This is a genomic window from Phytoactinopolyspora halotolerans, from assembly GCF_010550675.1.
In the GTDB taxonomy this organism is placed as follows: Bacteria; Actinomycetota; Actinomycetes; order Jiangellales; family Jiangellaceae; genus Phytoactinopolyspora; species Phytoactinopolyspora halotolerans.
Genome location: NZ_JAAGOA010000022.1, coordinates 61686 through 78964 on the forward strand (window position 1 = coordinate 61686; position 17279 = coordinate 78964).

The following is a 17279-nucleotide window of genomic DNA, read 5'->3' on the forward strand; positions in this document are numbered from 1 at the left end:
TCATCCGCGGTCATCACGAGGCGCGCCGCCGTCGCCCGCCTCATTGCAGCTCCCGCACCAAGGCGGCGAACATGTCCGTGTCACAGGAGCGGGCAGCCATCATGTACCGGCTCAGCCAGTCCTTCTGCTCGACCTCCGGTTTGGCCAGCAGCGTCTGGAATTCGTGGTTCTCGCCTTCTCCCAGAACCATGCCGACCGGATCCGGGTCCCCCAGCACCCAGTAATACGCGATCTCGCCTGCCCAGATGACGGCCTGTTCCTCGGGCGACGGCTCGCCTCCGTCCAGATCGCAATGCCGATTGACCACGCCACCGGCGGAAGAGGCGAAGGACGTCTGGACCGTCTCTCCGTACTCGTTCTGCTCGGACAGCCCGCCGTTCCAGGACACGAGCCAGCTCAGGTCCAACCCGGCCGTGCCGTCGGGTAGCGATGACGGATCATGCCCGTGCGCCGTCGAGTCGACGGCACGGACGAACCCACCGTCGATGCCCTCCCATCGAGCCAGCTGCTCCCGCACGGGCCCTTTCGCGTCCTCCAAGAGGAAGGCATTGACCCGGGTCATGCACACCTCCGGCCCGCCGTCGTCGGTACAGACCAGCTCCGCAGCCGCCGGATCGCGTTGCCATCCGACGTCGCGAGTGTCGTTCACCAGCCACGCCGCCGCCACGATCGCGGCCGCCGCCGGGGCGACGACCAGCCACCTCCGCCGCGAGGACACCAGCACCAACACCGTCACGGTCAATCCCGCCAGCCAGAGCAGCTGGAGCAGGCGCGCATCGGTGGAGACGTGCTCTACGCCGTATCCGGTCCAGTCCATGGATGGAGTCAGCCAGGTGTACCCGGAACCGTTGGTCCCGCTGCCCATGCCCATGCTGACGAACACGACCAACCCGATCACGGGCGCCACCACCCGGCTCGGGATCAACCGTCCGGCCGCGACGCCGATGGCGGCGGCCGCCGCCAGGCCGGCGAACGCCACGGCCAGCGTCAACCACCAGCCACGGCCTCCGTACGTCGCCACCCGGGCGACCAGGACCGCACCGGAAGCCCAGACCAGAAGCAGACCGGCGAAGGCGCCGAGCGTGACGGCGGCCCACGCCAGCACCAACGGCTGCCCGGACGGCCGGGCCGTCGAGTCCAGTAGGTCACCGATCCGTCGCCGGCGTTCCCGTCCGGCCTGCCAGGCACCGGCCGCCGCGGCAAGCGGCAGGAGCGCGAACAGGATGACGGAGATGTACTCGGCCAGCGGATTCCACCGCCCGGCCCACCGCTCGGTCTCGTTGAACAGCATGGCGCCGCCGGCTACGGCGATGCTCAGCGCCGCCATCGGTGCGGTGCCGCGAATGAGTTCGGTCCGCAGCGCGCGCCACGTGGTCCGGTCGATGCCCACCGAACCTCGTTTCCCCACTCGATCCGCCCGGCCCGCCTGCTCCCGGCCCGCCTGATCCCGGCCCGGCTGCTCCCGGCCCGGCTGCTCCTGGCCCGCGCCCTCTCTGACCAGGCTCATCGCTGCCTCGCCGCCCGGAGCACCGCGGTGTAGCCGCGCTCGATCGCCGAGTCACCCGTGCCGGCGTCGTTCCCGGCCGCGGCCAGCTCCTCATGTGTGCCACGAAAGACCGTCCGCCCGTCGTTGATCAGGGTGACATCGGTGCATGCGGCCGTGACGTCCTCGACCAAATGCGTCGCCACCACGACGCACGCGTCGACCCCGATGGTCCGCAGCAGCTCGCGGAAGGCCACCCGTTGCTCCGGGTCGAGCCCGGCGGTCGGCTCGTCCAGCAGCAGCAGGTCGGGGTCGTTGACGATCGCCTGCGCGATCCCGGCCCGCCGCAGCATCCCGCCGGAGAGCTTCTTCAGCCGCTCGTCGGCGCGGTCCAGCAGGCCGACGCGCTCGATCGCCCGGTCGACGGCGGTCGGCACCTGCGCCGCGGGCATCTCCTTCAGCCAGGCGAAGTACTCGACGAACTCCCGAACGGTGAACCGCGGGTAGTAGCCGAACTGTTGCGGCAGGTAGCCGAGCCGGCGCCGGACCTGTCGCAGACGCCCGTGGTCACCGAGTTCGTGGTCGAGCAGCGACACGTGACCCGAGGTCGGTGTCGCCACCGTGGCCAGCACTCGCATCAGGGTCGTCTTCCCCGCGCCATTGGGTCCGAGCAGCCCGTGCACACCCGTGTCCAGGGTGAGGTCAAGCCGGTCGAGTGCGGCGCGCTTCCCGAACCGCACGACGAGGTCGCGCACGTCGACGTGGGTTCCGATCATGGTGGGAACGGTCATCGTCACATCTCCATCTGTGGACGGTCCGATACGGACTGCCGGTCGAATGCACTGCGTCGCACGGCCACCACCAAGGCCGCCGTCGCGGCCACGGCCAGCCAGACCGGGACCGACTCGGTGGTCAGCGCGGCGGGCGTCGTGCGCGCCGGAGTGTCGAACGTCGCGATCGTCACGCCCAGCGCCCAGCTGAACGCCGCCACGGCCGCCGCCTTGGGTATCCCGATGACGGAGCCGAGCGCCAGCGTGACCACGGTCAGCGCCAGACTGGCCAGCAGCCACGGCAGCGGCGATCCGTAGCCGGAGACCGCACCGGCCGCTGCGCCCAGTGCCGCCGACGTGGTCAGCACCACGGCCGAGCGCACCAGCAGCAGCCGCAGCCCACCGCCGGGCGTGGACGCGATGATCTCCTGCGCGTCGTCCAGCCCTGAGCCGTACGACAGCGCCACCCCCAGGATCGGCACCATCGGCGCCACGGCGCCGAGCATCGGCACGTCGCCGCGCCCGGACAGCGGCGCGAACGTGTCCAGGGCGGCCGCGAGCGCGAGCCCCACCACGCTGGCCGCCAGCCATGCCCACCGTGCCGCCGGCCCCGACGCCACCAGCATGACCACCTCGCGGTAGCGCGAGCCACGCCTGACCCGCCCCTGCTGCCCCAATCCCGCCGAGACCGCGGCCCATCCATCGGCGATGTCGCGCGTGATCGACCCGACGTCGCCTGCGGTGGACGCGACGACGGTGCGGCAATGCCCGCAGGACACCAGGTGTGCCTCGACCGACCAGGCGTCGGCGTCGCTCACCTCGCCGTCGACGTAGGCACGGGCCGTCCGCTGCGTCACATGCCAGGTCATGCCAGGGCCTCCCTCAGTTGCAGCCGCGCCCGCCGGGCGCGGGACTTGATGGTTCCTTCCGGCACGTCGAGCAGCACCGCCGCCTCCCGGACGGACAGTCCGTCCAGGACGGTCGCCTGCAGCACCGCCCTCAGCTCCGGCGATAGGCGGTCGAGTGCGACGGCGAGCTCCGAACCGACGGACGCCGCCAACGCTTCTTCCTCGGCCGACGGCACCTGGACCAGCTCCTCGTACGGTTCCCCCGCCGTCTGTGCCCGGGCGGCCCGTCGCCGGTGCGCGTCGATCAGCCGCCGGGTGGCGATCGACCACAGCCAGCCGCCGGATTGGCCGTTGCCTGTATACGACGCCGCCGCGCGCCAGACCGCCAGGAAGGTCTCCTGCAGGACATCCGCGGCCAGCTCGGGGTCACCGCAGCGCCGCCGCAGCCGCACCAGCAGCCAGGCGGCGTTACGCCGGTAGTACTCCTCGAACGCCGCGCGGTCACCGGAACCGGCGGCACGCAGCAGCTCGTCGTCGGAGCGTTCGCCTGTCACGTCAGATAGAGACGCAGCATTGTCAGAAACGGTTCTCGGGGCTCGTGCATGACCGCATTGTGTCGTGCGCTACGGCCAAGCGCGGCTGGAATAGCCCTCCGCACTCACAATGTTGTAAGATTCGCTGCCTTCTAGTTCTCAATGACAGGAGTGAGGGCAGGGACGGACAAGGCGGCCGACGTGGGTAGGGCTTCGAACGTAGGACCCGAGTCTCCGTAACTCTCAGCAGGTTCTCAGGAATCCAGGAATCTCTAGGGCGCCTCGTACGTTATGAAACGTATGTTCGTCGGGCGAACTGGGTACCGTCCGACTAGCGATCACAGGAAGGGAGGAGCCATGGCAGTCAGCACTGAACTAGATGCCACGCGTCATAATACGCGTAGCGGCTCCGAGGGGGAACCTGACCTGGTCGGGCGATACCTCGCACAGATCGGAAAGACGCCTCTGCTCAGCGCGGAGGAAGAGGTAGAGCTCGCCAAGCGCATCGAAGCAGGAGTGTATGCAGCTGAGCTGCTACGCGCCGCGGATGCCGGAGAGAGCACGCGCAAGCTGACCCCGACCTACCGCAAGGAGCTCGAGGCCATCGCGCACGATGGCGAGCTCGCCAAGGATCATATGATCCGGGCGAACCTACGCTTGGTGGTCTCGGTGGCGCGCAAACTGTCCAACCGAGGTTTGCCGTTTCTGGACGTGATCCAGGAGGGCAACCTGGGCCTGATGCGCGCGGTCGAGAAGTTCGACTACGCCAAGGGTTTCAAGTTCTCCACCTACGCCACCTGGTGGATCCGGCAGTCGATCCAGCGCGGGTTGGCCGAGCAGACCCGCACGGTGCGGCTCCCGGTGCACGTCGCCGAGACGGTGGCGAAGCTGCACCGGATCGGTCGCGACCTGCAGCGTCTGCTGGGACGGGACGCGACGGTCGAGGAGATCGCCGAGGAGGCCGGGCTCCCCACGGAGCGCGTCATCGAGCTGAGGCGCGTCTCGCGGGATCCGCTCAGCCTGGACACCCCGATCGGTGAGGACGGCGACACGTCCGTCGGAGAGATCATCGAGGACGACGACGTGATCCGGGCCGAGGACGTGGCCGAGCACCACGCTCTGGTCGATTCGCTGCGCACCGTGCTCGACTCGCTGCCGCCCCGGGAGGCGCGGATCATCGAGTTGCGCTACGGGCTGGCGGATGGACACGAGCACACGCTGCAGGATGTCGCCGACGAGGTCGGTGTCTCCCGGGAACGCGTCCGTCAGCTGGAGAAGCACGCGCTGGCCGCGCTCCGCGAGCCGCAGCGCCGGCACTCGCTGCTTGCGTGGGCGAGTTAGCACCCACATCATCCCCCCTGAGTGATCGCTCAACGGTGGGCTCCGGTACAACCGGGGCCCACCGTTGTGCGTGGACGCGACAGCCGTCTCTGCGTTCTGGCCGCGAACCCGCATTCAGGCCTGTCATCGGCGTCTGGCCCAGCCGTCGCTCCAGTGAATCCGCTGCGCTCTCCCCCAGACTCTGTGCTCTCTACCGAACGCCCCGCGCCGGCCCCACACCGGCTCGAGCCGCGCTGGGTGTCGCTCGCACTCATCGTCCGGCCCGACGTCCGCTGCACACTCGCGCGATCAGGCGTGCGATCAGCTGTGCGAGCAGCTGTGCGAGCAGCCATGTGATCAGCCGTGGGAGTGTGGACCGCCTGCCGCGGTCGCGGGACCGGCCGTGAGGATTTTGACCGCTATACGCGGCCAGAATGCGCACGACAGCTCACTCGACTGCCAGGAGCCCGGATTTTGCCGTCGTTTCTCACACGACCGGGTGCACGACCATGGGCAAACCCGGCATGGCTCACACAACAATCCGCACGAGCAGGTCGTGGATGGAGTCATGTGAGAACCGACCGGTCACGAGCGGCCATATGTCCCGTCGTGCGCGCGGTTGTGCAAGTCCAGACCGATGCGTACCCGACTGTGCAGTCTGTCGTCTGAGGAGCGCGGGCGGGTGAGCGTCGGCGAAACGGGCGGGTGGCATGCCCTCACCGATGGTGGAGGCCCGGGCACCACGCGGAAGTCGCCGGGAGCATGACGGACGATTCACAGATTCGTACGTCGAAATGTCCAGCAGAGAGGCGTGTGCGCAGTAAGGTGGAAATCGCATTCCTGCAGGCCCGGTCGCGGAAAGGGTTCCTCATGGTCGAGCAACGAAACGGCGCCGTCACATTGACCGATGTCGCCCGGGAGGCGGGAGTCTCTCTTGCCACGGCGTCGCGGGCGATCAACGGGAGCACTCGACAGGTCGGGGAAGAGCTCCGCGAGCGTGTCCTGGACGCCGCCCGCAGACTCAACTACGCCGCCAACACGCAGGCGCAAGCGGTCGCGAAGGGCCAGACCAACCTGGTTGGCCTGCTCGTCCACGACATCGCCGACCCGTACTTCTCCTCCATCGCCGCCGGAGTCATGCGCGTCGCCGAGACGCACCAGATGCTGGTGACCCTGGCCAACACCGGCCGCAGCCCACAGCGCGAGATCGAGCACCTCAATTCTCTACGCGGACAGCACAGCCGGGTCGCCATTCTGGTGGGTAGCCGGGTTGCCGACAGCGCCGAGATGGAGGCGCTCCGGCACGAGTTCGGCATGTTCCAGCGGACGGGCGGCCGCGTCGTCATGATCAGCCAGGATGTGCTGCCGGTGGACACCGTCGCGATGGAGAACCGGGCGGGTGCGCGCGAGCTCGCGACCGAGCTCGTCGCACTCGGCTACCGTCGTTTCGGCATCCTGGCCGGCCCGTCCACGCTGCTCACCGCCCGTGACCGGATGGAGGGCTTCCAGGACGGCCTCGCCGCGGCCGGCATCGAGGTAGATCCCGGCAACATCGAGCACGGCGGCTTCACCCGCGACGGCGGATTCTCCGCCATGAACGAACTGCTGGCGCGGGGCGCCGACCTCGACTGCGTCTTCGCGGTCAACGATGTGATGGCGGTCGGCGCCATGACGGCGTGCCGGGATCACGGCGTCGAACTCCCGGCCCACATGGGTATGGCCGGATTCGACGACATCACCACGCTGCGCGACGTCAGCCCGGCGCTCACCACGGTTCGGATGCCGCTGGAAAAGGCCGGATCCCTCGCGCTCGAGCTCGCCCTGGACGCTACCCCGGACCAGCCGCCCCGAGTGCACAGTCTGGCCGGCGAGGTGGTCATCCGGCAGAGCACGCCAGGTCCGAGCTGATTCGAGCGCAGGGACACAACACCTTCCTGAGCCGTCGTGCGTCGACGTGCGCGGCTCCCTGCCGGAGCCACCGCGAGCACCGGGCTCCCATCACACCACGTTCCCGCCGCACCAGGCTCCCGTCACACCAGGTTTCCGCCGAAGCGGCATCCGGGCCAGGCCGGCCTCGCAGCCAGATCCTCGAACTCCCAAAGCAGACCTCATGTTTGTTAGCTTGGGCATTGAGAACGCTTATGGGAGGGGCCAATGATCGAGATCCGGCATCTTCAGCTCCTGCAGCAGGTAGCCGAGACCGGCTCGCTCTCCGCTGCAGCCCGCGAGCTCGGCGTCTCCCAGCCGGCCGCCAGCCAGCAGATGCGCGCTCTGGAGCGCGCCGTGCAGACCCCGATCCTCCTGCGCGAGCCGGGCAATACCCGGCTCACCGAGGCGGGCGAGATCCTGCTTCGGCACGCCCAGGACATCCTCGCACGGCTCTCGCTCGCCCAGAAGGAGATCGCCGCGATCACCGAGCTGGAGTCCGGGACCGTCCGGCTGGCGTCGTTCCCCAGCAGTAGCGCGACCATCCTGCCGCGCGCCCTCAGCGCTGTCACCCGCGAGCACCCGAACCTGCACTTCACCCTGGTCGAGGCCGAGCCGCCGGAGTCGCTGGACCTGCTGCGTAAGGGATCCTGCGAGATCGTCATCGGATACACCTACAAGCGTCCCGCGGAACCCGAACCCGAGGGCCTGCTGCAGGTACCGCTCTGCGAAGATCCGCTCTACCTGGCTCTCCCCCGGCAGCACCGGCTGGTCGAGGACGCGGAGAACATCTCGCTGCGCAAACTGAAGCGGGAACGCTGGATCGCCGGGTGCCCACGCTGCCGTCGCCAGCTCCTCGACACCTGCCACGAGGCCGGGTTCGAGCCGGAGATCGCGTTCTCCACTGACGACTACGTCGCCGTGCACCGTCTGGTCTCGGAGGGGTTCGGCGTCGCGCTGCTGTCCAGCCTGATGCTGTCCTCGGTCGGACTGAGCACGCTGGAGCTACGTACGGTCGCTCCGACGCCGGTCCGCTCCATCAGCGCCTACACCACGGCCGCGCTCGCGACGGTCCCGGCGGTGAAGACCACGTTGGAGGCGCTGGCGACCACCAGCCGTGAACTCCGGGACTCGTTCTAGCTCGTCGACAGCATCGGCGACGACGGCACCGAAGGACGGGCGTTGCCGTTGCGCCATGCATGCCGAGACGGACCACTTCCGGTGCGACTCCCCTTGATCCGGACGCGGGTGGAAGCCGCTACAGCGTCTGCAGGTGGAACCCGCCGTCGACGTCGATCACCTGCGCGGTGCTGAACGGCAGCAGATCGGTGGCCACGGCGACCACCGCCTTGCCGATGTCCTCCGGCTGCCCCCAGCGGCGGATCGGGGTGATGCCGTCCTCCAGGATCAGTTTGTCGTACTTCTCCTTGACCGCGCCGGTCATGTCGGTGGCGATGATGCCGGGGCGGATCTCGTAGACGTTGATGCCGTGCTCGGCGAGCCTGTCCGCGTAGAGCTTGACCATCATCGCCAGCCCCGACTTCGCCACGCAGTATTCGCCGCGGTTGGTGCTGGCGGCGTAGGCGCTGATGGACGAGACGACGACGATCTTCGGCCGCTCCACCACGCCGCTGTCGACCTGCTCGATCATGCGCTTGGCCACCAGCTGGGTCAGGAAATACGGACCCTTGAGGTTGATGCCCAGGACGCGGTCGAACGACTCCTCGCTGGCCTGCAGAAGGTCGGCACGCTCGGACGGCCCGACGCCGGCATTGTTCACCAGCAGGTCGAGGCGGCCGAATGCGGCATACGCCTCGTCCACGAGCCGGGCACGATCCTCGGCCACGGACACGTCCGCCTGCACGGCACGCCCGCGCGCACCGGCCTTCTCCACCTCCCGGACCACGTCGTTCGCGGCATCGGCGTTGCGGGCGTAGTTCACGACGACGTCGATGCCGGACCCCGCCAGCTCGAGGGCGATGCCCCGGCCGATCCCCCGCGACGCCCCGGTCACCAGCGCCGCCTGTGTCTCGCTACTCATCTGCTTCTCCCGTCACACGTTCGTATCCCACCAGCGCTCCCGGAAGGAACGACATCGCGGTCACGATCGCGACCTCGATGCATTTCCCTTCCGTATGCGGTCGCGGGATGCTGCCCCGCTCACGTCCTGCACGCGCATCGCCCACGCCGCGTACCGCATCACGAGCCGAAGAAGGTGTAGTACCTCTCGTCCCGAGCGACGCGCTGGACATACAGTGCCAGCTCGCGGGCGTGGTAGTCGCCCCACATGCAGGCTTCCCCGTTCGGTACCTTCTGCCCGGCAGCGATGTGATCCCAGCCGTTCGGCCGGTGGTAGACCGCGTGCAGCAGCAGACCCTGGTGGTTCGGGTCGGTGGACAGGTACGGAGCGTCGAAGATGGTGTCACAGACGGTGAGGCCGGCCTGCCAGTACCGGCGGCCGTCCGTGCTGTCCACACCGAGGTAATGCCCGAGGCGCAGCAGACCTTGGGCGGCGATGGCGGCGGCCGACGAGTCCACCGGCTCGTGCTCGTTGTACGGGTCGGCGGGCCGGGACAGGTAGTCGCCGAGGTGGGCCAGGCCGGGCGCTCCGGTGTCCCAGTACGGGACGCCGTCGACGGGCGTGTGCTCGAGGTAGAAGTCGGCCGTCGCCCGGGCGGCCTTCAGCATCATCTGCTCGACGGCAGCGCGGCCACCGTACGGCTCCAGCTCGGCGTCGTCGACCGTGGCCAGGAACTCCAGCTGCTCCGGGTATCCGGCGATGGCCCAGGCGAGACCGCGGGTCCACGTCGAGAACGGCGAGTAGCCCTGTTGCGTGCTCGGGCACCGGTACTGGCCGTCGTTGGTGTTGAAGATGGACTCGTGGACGGTACGGCCCCACAGGTCGTAGGAGTCCCGGCCCTCGCCGTAGTAGACGTTGTACTTCGCCGTGTTCGCGGCGTGCTCGATCATCCGGCCGAGCAGGGAGATCTTCTCGTCGTGCTCCCCCATCAGCACGTGGCCCAGGCGGTGCGCCACCGACAGCGCCCGGCACGAGCGGATGGTGTCCACGAACAGCGAGTGCGGTCCGTTGAAGGAGTACACGTACCCCGTGCCGTCGGCGGCGCGCTGCCACCGCGCGGCCTGGACCGCCCCGCTCACCTGCAGCGCGACCTCGTAGAAGGATCGCTCGCCCGCGTCTTCGGAGATCTTGCCCTCGCCCATCAGCCGCCACAGGTTTCCGTAGGTGCTGACGTTGTTGAAGCCATGGTCGTGCACGCCGATGTGGCTGAGGTGGCTGGCCATGTGCCGCGTCGTGCGGCTGCGGCCGAGGTCCAGGTACGACTTGTCCCCGGTGGCGTCGAACTGCAGGATCGCCGCGCCGTACTGGAACCCCTGCGTCCATTCGGTCCAGCCGCGGGCGGTGTAGCGGCCCTCGACCGTGTAGACGGGGGCGCCGGCATCCGGGGGACACGTCTGTTCGATCGAGTCGATCTTGGCCGCGGACGCTTCCCACAGCCGATCGATCTTTCCTTGCAGGTCAGCCGCGGTCAGCGAATCGTTCACCATCACGTTGGCACTCTCCCGAGCGTCGTTGGACCACGCACGGCCGCGCCCACTCTCCCATGATCATGAACAGTTCCCGTGCTATTTGAACGGTAAGTGTTCATGATCATGGAGTCAGGCTCCGGTCGCGCGACGTACAGGAGGCCGGACAAACCCGCTGTTCACATGGGCCTGTCGCGGCTCTGGCTCCATAGTGTACGCTGTCGGTAAGCGTTTTCCCAGGAGGGTTCAATGACACGCAGGTCCATCGGCGTCATCATGAACGGCGTCACCGGGCGGATGGGATACCGCCAGCATCTGGTCCGGTCCATCCTCGCCATCCGCGAGCAGGGCGGCGTCGAGCTCGCCGACGGCACTCGGGTCCAGATCGAGCCGCTGCTGGTCGGCCGCAACGAGACGAAGCTCCGCGAGATCGCCCAGCGGCACGACCTCGGCCGATGGACCACGGACGTCGACGCCGCGCTGGCAGAGCCGGAGATGCAGATCTACTTCGACGCGCAGCTCACCTCGGTCCGCGAGGCGTCCATCATCAAGGCGATCGAGGCCGGCAAGCACATCTACACCGAGAAGCCCATCGCCGAGAGCGTCGACGGCGCCCTCGAGCTGGCTCGTCGGGCGAACCAGGCCGGCGTGAAGAACGGTGTCGTACATGACAAGCTCTATCTGCCCGGACTGGTCAAGCTGCGCCGGCTGATCGACAGCGGATTCTTCGGCCGGATCCTCTCCGTCCGCGGCGAGTTCGGATACTGGGTGTTCGAAGGCGACTGGCAGGCAGCGCAGCGTCCGAGCTGGAATTACCGCAAGGAAGACGGCGGCGGCATCGTCAGCGACATGTTCTGTCACTGGGACTACGTGCTGACCAATCTGTTCGGCCGCGTCGAGGCGGTCACCGCCCGCGCGGTCACCCACATTCCGCAGCGGTGGGACGAGCAGGGCAAGCCGTACGACGCCACCGCGGACGACGCCGCCTACGGCATCTTCGAGCTCGCCGGCGGTGTCATCGCTCAGCTCAACTCGTCGTGGTGTGTCCGCGTCCACCGCGACGAGTTGGTCGAATTCCAGGTCGACGGGACGGAAGGCAGCGCCGTCGCCGGCCTGCACAACTGCGTGGCGCAGCACCGCGGCGCCACCCCGCGCCCGGTGTGGAACCCGGACCTGGTGGAGACCGAGCCGTTCCGCGACCAGTGGCAGGAGATCCCCGCCAACACGGAGATCGACAACGGGTTCAAGGCGCAGTGGGAGGAGTTCATCCGCCACGTCGTCGACGGCGCTCCGCACTCGTACGACTTCCTGGCCGGTGCCCGCGGCGTCCGCCTCGCCGAGGCCGGGCTCGAGTCGTCGGCGCAAGGCAAGCGGATCGCGCTGCCCGAACTCACGCTCTGACGGCGATAACCGAGACCGAGGACCAGCGATGAACCGCCTGTCGTTGAACCAGAAGACCACCAACTCGTGGGCCGTCGAGCAGGCCATCGACGGGTGCGTCCGCGCCGGCCTGGAGTCGATCGGCCTCTGGCGGGAGCCGGTGCACGAGGCCGGAGTCGCCAAGACCGCCGCGCTGATCGCGGATGCCGGGCTGCGTGTGTCGTCGCTGTGCCGCGGTGGGTTTATCACGGTGCCTGAAGGCGAGGCTCGTCGTCGAGCCATGGATGACAACCGCCGCGCCATCGACGAGGCCGCAGAGCTCGGCACCCGCTACCTGGTGATGGTGGTCGGCGGACTGCCTGCGGCGGGGGGCGCCAGCACTCCGGTCCTGCCCGGTCAGCGTGCGGCCGCTGGAAGCGCGAGCCCAGCGGCGACGACGGGTGGTGGTCCGGACGCACCCGTCGAGCGGGACCGGGATCTCCCGGCTGCACGGCAGCGGGTCGCCGACGGCATAGCCGAACTGGTTCCGTACGCCATGGAACGCGGTATCCAGCTGGCGCTGGAGCCGATGCATCCGATCTACTGCGCCGACCGCGGCGTGCTCTCCACGCTCGGCCAGGCGCTGGACATCGCCGAACAACACCCGGCGGAGGCGGTGGGAGTCGTCGTCGACACGTTCCACGTCTGGTGGGATCCGGACATCGAGCGGCAGATCGCCCGGGCCGCCGGCAGGATCTCCAGCTTCCAGGTCTGTGACTGGATCACCCCTCTCCCGGCCGATTCCCTGCTCGCTCGCGGGATGATGGGCGACGGCCACATCGACTTCCGCTACTTCCGGCAGCTGGTGGAGAAGGCGGGATACGACGGGGACATCGAGGTGGAGATCTTCAACGCCGATATCTGGGCCGCCGACCCCGATGATGTCGTCGCGTGGATGAAACGGCGCTACGCGGAGTACGTGGCCGGCCCCGAGAGCTAGACCCTGGACGCTGACCCAACGTCGGACCAGACTCAGGTGCCAGCCGGGACACCGCGCCGACGGGGCAACCAGGCAGCTCGGGTGATCGCTGCTGCCGCAACGCAGAGCGTGAGTACCTGTGTCAGTGCGACGAGCGACGAGTGGGTGTCAAGCGGCCATGCCCACCACGCGCTGGCCGGGGCACCCGCCGCGTAAATGGTGCCGAACCTGACGCAGATGATCGGGAACATCACCATGACGACGTTCGCGACGACGGGACCGATCAGGCGGCTCAGAACAAGAGTCAGCGCCACGTACCCGGCGGTGTTGCGTACCACGGCGAGGGAATCGGCGAATGAGAACCACGGCGCGAGCAGCGCAGCCGTCACCACCTGAGCGAGCAGCAGAGCCGCGACGGCGGCGAGATCGAACTCAGCCGGGCGCCGCACCGCGGCCGCCTCATGTGCCGGCTCGCCGCGGCCCATGTTCCACAGCACCATAGCCGCGGGTACGGCAGGCAACAGCACAGACACCGGGAGCGCGATCACTACGCCGGAGAACAGGTCTGGCAGTTCCAGTGTCGCTGAACCGAACACAGCCGCGGCGACGACGATCATTGCCGCGGCCGCGATGCTGACGACCCAACACCGGGCGGCCATGTACCAGCTCATGACGGGCCACCCGAGGCAGTGACGCTCCGCAGCGCGGCGGGCGGCTCCCCTTGCGGGCATTCACGCAGTGCATCGACGCCGGCTTCGTACCAGCTCAGCTGTTCAGCCGGCGACCACTCGCTGCGCATCGCACGGACGGCTTCGACGTTCTCCGGTGCGGCCACTCCCTCGGCTGTGCCGGCATCGAGACCCGCGGTGAGGTAGAGCCAGCTGGACATGCGTTCGTGAACGTCGAAGTACCACTCGGGATACCCGAGTGGGCAATCGGCCGGCTCGGTCGGCAACAACGCGCCGACCATCGTCGCCACGATCTCGATACGTCCAGGCGAGGAATGAGCGAAGGTGATCGGATCCATCGAATCGGCGTAGCGGATACCCGCCGATTCGAACCGCGCAAGCACGTCGGTGACGGACGCCTGGATGGTGTCGGCCGAGGATTCCTGCTCCGGCCACGTACACACGCGTGGCGTCCCGTCGGTGCACTCCGCGGCGGAGAGATCGCGTGGCGCCGTGGGTTCCCAGTCCAGCGGCAGCACGAGCCAGACGGCGATCGCCGTACCCGCCAGTCCAGGCAGGACGGCGGCGACGCGGGCCACAAGCACGCGCGCGGAGACGATCAGCACGGCGCTCACGATGACACCTACAGCGAACACGCACGCGGCGAAGAGCACCTCGGGCGCCGCGATCTCCTCCACGGTGCAGCAGTTGTACAGGTTGGTGGCGCCGATGTGCCGGATCCATGCGGGCTCCAGGCCCAGACCCGCGGTGGTCACAAGGAACGATCCCATGGTGGCGAGTGGGACGGCGATCACTACCGGGAACGCACGCCCGACGGCGTAGCCGGCTGCGATGTGCGCACACAGGATCAGCAGCTCAGTGCCGAGGATCGCGACGTCCGGCCCGCCAGGCGTCCCTGGCTCCGGTACATACAGCCACAGGACCAGGCCCGTCGCGGTGACCGCCAGGACACCGACCGGCCAGCACCCTCCCACCATGACGCGTGTGGAGCTCCGCACGGGGTTGCCGACAGCATGCAGGAGCCTTCTGCTGCGGAAGCCTTCCCAAGCGGCACACGCCGCGCAGGCGGGCGCGGTGAAAGACAGGAAGAGCGTCCCGACAGCTGTCGCGGCCGTCCAGTAACCACCGTCCTCGGGCTGTGTGTCGCCGGCATAGATGGCGATCAATCCCAGAAGAACCGGCGCAACCCAGATCACCCATGACCGCCGGATCACGGGCCCCACGGCTCGGAGACCGCGACGACGACGGAGCTCGGACCGCCGGGCTGTACGGCGGCGCGACGGTACAACAGGAGCAGTTGTCATTGCCGCCCTACGCCTCGTTGCCGACATAGCGCGCATACGCCAACTCGGCCCGCTTTGTTTCCGGGGTGCCCTCCGGGGCCATGCCGAGGAACGACTGAAGCCCGCCGTCATGGTGGACTCGCCCATGCGCGAGCAACACGACGTGATCGAATACCGTATCGAGATCGTCGGTCTGGTGCGTCGATACGATGATCTGCGCCGTCTCCCTCAACTCGGCGATCAATCGACGAAAGACCTGACGCTGGCCCGGGTCCAGACCCGCGGTCGGCTCGTCCATCAGGACCCATGACGCTTCGTGCACGAGCGCCTGTGCGATCGCCATGCGGCGCTGCTGACCGCCCGACAGCTTGCCGCTCGCGCGGCCGGCCAGGTCGCCCAGCTCCACCCGCTCAAGCGCGCGAATCGATCGGTCCCACGCCTCGGAGCGCGACAGCCCCTTCAACCAGCCGCAATACGCCACCTGCTCCCGCACCCGAAGTCCGGGCACGGCCGTGACCTGCTGCGGGATCCACGAAACGCGACGACGGTAGGCTGCCAACTCGCGCTTACGCGCGGGCACGAGGCCATCCAGGGAGACCCGCCCCGAGTCAGGCCGAATCGCCGTGGCCGCGATGCCCAACAATGTGGACTTGCCCGCCCCGTTCGGCCCGAGCACTACGGTCACCGGATCGTGAAAGGACAAGGTCAACCGATCGAAGAGTCTGCCGGACCGGCGGTATGAGAACGTCACGTTCTCGAACACGAGGGGCATGAGAACACTCCACAAGTCTCGCGTCGAGCCTCGCGGATCGCGCAGCCCAACGTGAACGATCTTCTCTCCGGAGCTGACTCTAACGCCTCCGAACTCTGCTCGTCGGCAACCTCAACACCGGCATCTGGCCAGCGGTCTCCGGGTATCCCGGCTCCCGAGAAGCGGGGATGTAGCCGGCAACGCCATACTTCGGAGTGGACCAGAGAACTGCGAGGGCGGGACACCGACAGTGAGTCAGAGCAGCAGCTGGCCGCGAAAGCGCATCACGTTGGTCGTCGGATGGATGCTGCTCGCGGCCGGGATCATCGGCAGCGCCGTTCCCCTCGGACTGACGCAGTACTCCAAGGCGCAGGGCTCGGACGTAGGGCCGGATCAGGCGGTGACCTGGCCGTCAGACGAGCCCGCCGTGATCGTGCCGCACGGCGAGCGCCCGTCCAGCTCGAACGAGTGCATCGTCACGCCACAGCATGGCGAACCACGGCACGAGAGCATGCGCTGGGGACTGCTCGCCCACCCTCACGCCTCGGGCACCGCTACCCTCACGTGCGAGCACGCCGGTGTCTTCGTGACGGGCACCAGCGCGAACATCCTCAGCATGACGTACAGTCTCGGGGTACTCATCGCATTCATGATGTTCATCGGACTCATCGGTTTGGTATTCGTGGTGCCACGCCTCGCCGTGGTTTTCAGCTATCAGACCACCCTCTGGGATCGTCTCAGCGGCCGCGCAGCCCGGCGCGAAGCCGAGGAGCACAACTTTCTCCGTTGATGCGGTCCGGTCACACCCGGGCGATGCGGTCGCGGATCACCTCCAGCTGGCCACACGAGTCCTTGTCGGCGCTCGCGTCCCCGGCGAACACACATTCGACACGCGGAGATTAGCGGAGCGCGCCGTCACGCCCGTGAAACGAAATAACCCCGGCGGTTTGGCCTGCACCAGCGCCGTCGGCGACTAGGGCTACCAGGGACCGTTCCGGGGTCTCTGCTTGCTACTCTACATCACCGTGGCTCCACCACGAACCGCCCGCTCCATCGCGCCGGTCCTCTACCACAGCCTCAGTGCGGACCGGCTCGAAGATTACCTAGCCGAGGTTCCCAACCGCGACGCTAGCCACGCCATCGCGCTCTATCTGTGGAACACCGAGATCTCCGGTGCCTTCTGGGAGGCTCTCGCGCATCTAGAGGTCGCGCTGCGCAATGCGCTCGCAGGGCAGCTCGCTGCCCGACACGGGCGTCGGCAACGGCCCGGCTCATGGCTGGACAACGTCGCCAAAGAACTCGATCGGCGAGCGGAACGTGATATCGGGAAGGCTCGTGCTCGGGTGCAGATGAACCGAAAGCCACCGTCGGATGGCCAGACCATCAGCGAGCTTCCCTTCGGCTTCTGGCGATACCTTCTCACCAAGAAGTACGCCTCAACGCTCTGGCCGGACGTCGCCAACGCGTTCCCGTACAGTCCCGACCGTTCACTGGCCACCGTCGAGCAACCGGTCCACAGCCTGCATCGGTTCCGCAACAGAGTCGCCCACCACCATCGCATCTGGACCGAACCTCTCAGTCAACGCTGGGCCGACCTGCAGGCGCTCCTGTCCTATCTCGATCCTGTCTTGTGCGACTGGGTTATTTTCAACAGCCGCGTACCGGCCGTGCTCAAGACCTGTCCCATCACCAGGCCGCATCCGTGAGAATCAGGGGTCAGCCGGTGGGGCATGAGGACCCGGCCAGGTCTCGGGCGACGTCAAGACCAGGACGGGTCCGTGTCCAGATGTAA

The 17279-nt window shown here is 68.0% G+C and carries 16 protein-coding genes; 7 read left to right on the forward strand and 9 right to left on the reverse strand.

Translation table 11 applies throughout. The features are described 5' to 3' along the window. Positions 1 to 40 precede the first annotated feature (40 nt). Genes G1H10_RS25020 through G1H10_RS25035 form a run of 4 tightly spaced genes read right to left on the reverse strand, consistent with a single transcriptional unit; the run spans position 41 to position 3655 of the window. The gene (locus G1H10_RS25020) at positions 41 to 1507 is read right to left on the reverse strand and encodes a hypothetical protein (RefSeq protein WP_163743102.1); all 1467 of its coding nucleotides are present in this window, start codon (positions 1505 to 1507) and stop codon (positions 41 to 43) included. Then, positions 1504 to 2274 carry an ABC transporter ATP-binding protein gene (locus G1H10_RS25025; RefSeq protein ID WP_216853639.1) on the reverse strand — a complete coding sequence of 257 codons (771 nt, stop codon included), beginning with the start codon at positions 2272 to 2274 and terminating at the stop codon, positions 1504 to 1506. The genes G1H10_RS25020 and G1H10_RS25025 overlap by 4 nt, the downstream gene beginning before the upstream one ends. A gap of 2 nt (positions 2275 to 2276) precedes the next feature. Continuing rightward, positions 2277 to 3122, reverse strand: a complete 846-nt coding sequence (locus tag G1H10_RS25030) for a zf-HC2 domain-containing protein (protein WP_163743104.1) — start codon at positions 3120 to 3122, stop codon at positions 2277 to 2279. After that, positions 3119 to 3655, reverse strand: a complete 537-nt coding sequence (locus G1H10_RS25035) for an RNA polymerase sigma factor (RefSeq protein WP_163743106.1) — start codon at positions 3653 to 3655, stop codon at positions 3119 to 3121. Before G1H10_RS25035 ends, G1H10_RS25030 begins: the two co-directional genes overlap by 4 nt. 336 nt (positions 3656 to 3991) lie before the next feature. Here G1H10_RS25035 and G1H10_RS25040 point away from each other — a divergent pair, with 336 nt between their 5' ends. The 3 genes from G1H10_RS25040 (at position 3992) to G1H10_RS25050 (ending at position 8020) form a co-directional block, all read left to right on the forward strand. Next, positions 3992 to 4975, forward strand: coding sequence for a sigma-70 family RNA polymerase sigma factor (locus G1H10_RS25040; RefSeq protein ID WP_163743108.1), 984 nt, complete (start codon positions 3992 to 3994; stop codon positions 4973 to 4975). An 849-nt stretch (positions 4976 to 5824) separates the two neighbouring features. Beyond that, entirely contained in the window at positions 5825 to 6862 is a 1038-nt protein-coding gene (locus tag G1H10_RS25045; RefSeq protein ID WP_163743109.1) for a LacI family DNA-binding transcriptional regulator, read from the forward strand. A 246-nt stretch (positions 6863 to 7108) separates the two neighbouring features. Then, positions 7109 to 8020 (forward strand): LysR family transcriptional regulator, encoded by a 912-nt coding sequence (locus tag G1H10_RS25050; RefSeq protein WP_163743110.1) that lies wholly within the window; start codon positions 7109 to 7111, stop codon positions 8018 to 8020. 118 nt (positions 8021 to 8138) lie between these two features. On the opposite strand, the gene G1H10_RS25055 is transcribed toward G1H10_RS25050, so the two are convergent. Both G1H10_RS25055 and G1H10_RS25060 read right to left on the reverse strand, forming a co-directional pair. Continuing rightward, complete coding sequence (locus tag G1H10_RS25055) at positions 8139 to 8921, reverse strand: 3-ketoacyl-ACP reductase (RefSeq protein WP_163743111.1); 783 nt, start codon at positions 8919 to 8921, stop codon at positions 8139 to 8141. Between the two features lie 158 nt (positions 8922 to 9079). After that, entirely contained in the window at positions 9080 to 10450 is a 1371-nt protein-coding gene (locus G1H10_RS25060) for a glycoside hydrolase family 88 protein (protein ID WP_163743112.1), read from the reverse strand. A 225-nt stretch (positions 10451 to 10675) separates the two neighbouring features. Here G1H10_RS25060 and G1H10_RS25065 point away from each other — a divergent pair, with 225 nt between their 5' ends. Both G1H10_RS25065 and G1H10_RS25070 read left to right on the forward strand, forming a co-directional pair. After that, positions 10676 to 11827 (forward strand): Gfo/Idh/MocA family protein, encoded by a 1152-nt coding sequence (locus G1H10_RS25065; RefSeq protein WP_163743113.1) that lies wholly within the window; start codon positions 10676 to 10678, stop codon positions 11825 to 11827. A 28-nt stretch (positions 11828 to 11855) separates the two neighbouring features. Beyond that, complete coding sequence (locus G1H10_RS25070; RefSeq protein WP_163743114.1) at positions 11856 to 12785, forward strand: sugar phosphate isomerase/epimerase family protein; 930 nt, start codon at positions 11856 to 11858, stop codon at positions 12783 to 12785. Between the two features lie 32 nt (positions 12786 to 12817). Here the strand turns inward: G1H10_RS25070 and G1H10_RS25075 are convergent, their stop codons facing one another. From G1H10_RS25075 to G1H10_RS25085, 3 genes are all read right to left on the reverse strand, one after another. Continuing rightward, a complete protein-coding gene (locus G1H10_RS25075) occupies positions 12818 to 13435 on the reverse strand; it encodes a hypothetical protein (RefSeq protein WP_163743115.1) in 618 nt (205 codons plus the stop codon). Continuing rightward, positions 13432 to 14451, reverse strand: coding sequence for a DUF7224 domain-containing protein (locus G1H10_RS25080; protein ID WP_216853640.1), 1020 nt, complete (start codon positions 14449 to 14451; stop codon positions 13432 to 13434). The genes G1H10_RS25075 and G1H10_RS25080 overlap by 4 nt, the downstream gene beginning before the upstream one ends. A gap of 313 nt (positions 14452 to 14764) precedes the next feature. Next, entirely contained in the window at positions 14765 to 15508 is a 744-nt protein-coding gene (locus G1H10_RS25085; RefSeq protein ID WP_163743117.1) for an ATP-binding cassette domain-containing protein, read from the reverse strand. 229 nt (positions 15509 to 15737) lie between these two features. Between G1H10_RS25085 and G1H10_RS25090 the strand changes: the two genes are divergently transcribed. Together G1H10_RS25090 and G1H10_RS25095 are read left to right on the forward strand one after the other, a co-directional pair. Continuing rightward, positions 15738 to 16277: a hypothetical protein gene (locus tag G1H10_RS25090; protein ID WP_163743118.1), complete on the forward strand. Its 540-nt coding sequence runs from the start codon at positions 15738 to 15740 to the stop codon at positions 16275 to 16277. A gap of 235 nt (positions 16278 to 16512) precedes the next feature. Beyond that, a complete protein-coding gene (locus G1H10_RS25095) occupies positions 16513 to 17193 on the forward strand; it encodes an Abi family protein (RefSeq protein WP_163743119.1) in 681 nt (226 codons plus the stop codon). Positions 17194 to 17279: the final 86 nt, after the last annotated feature.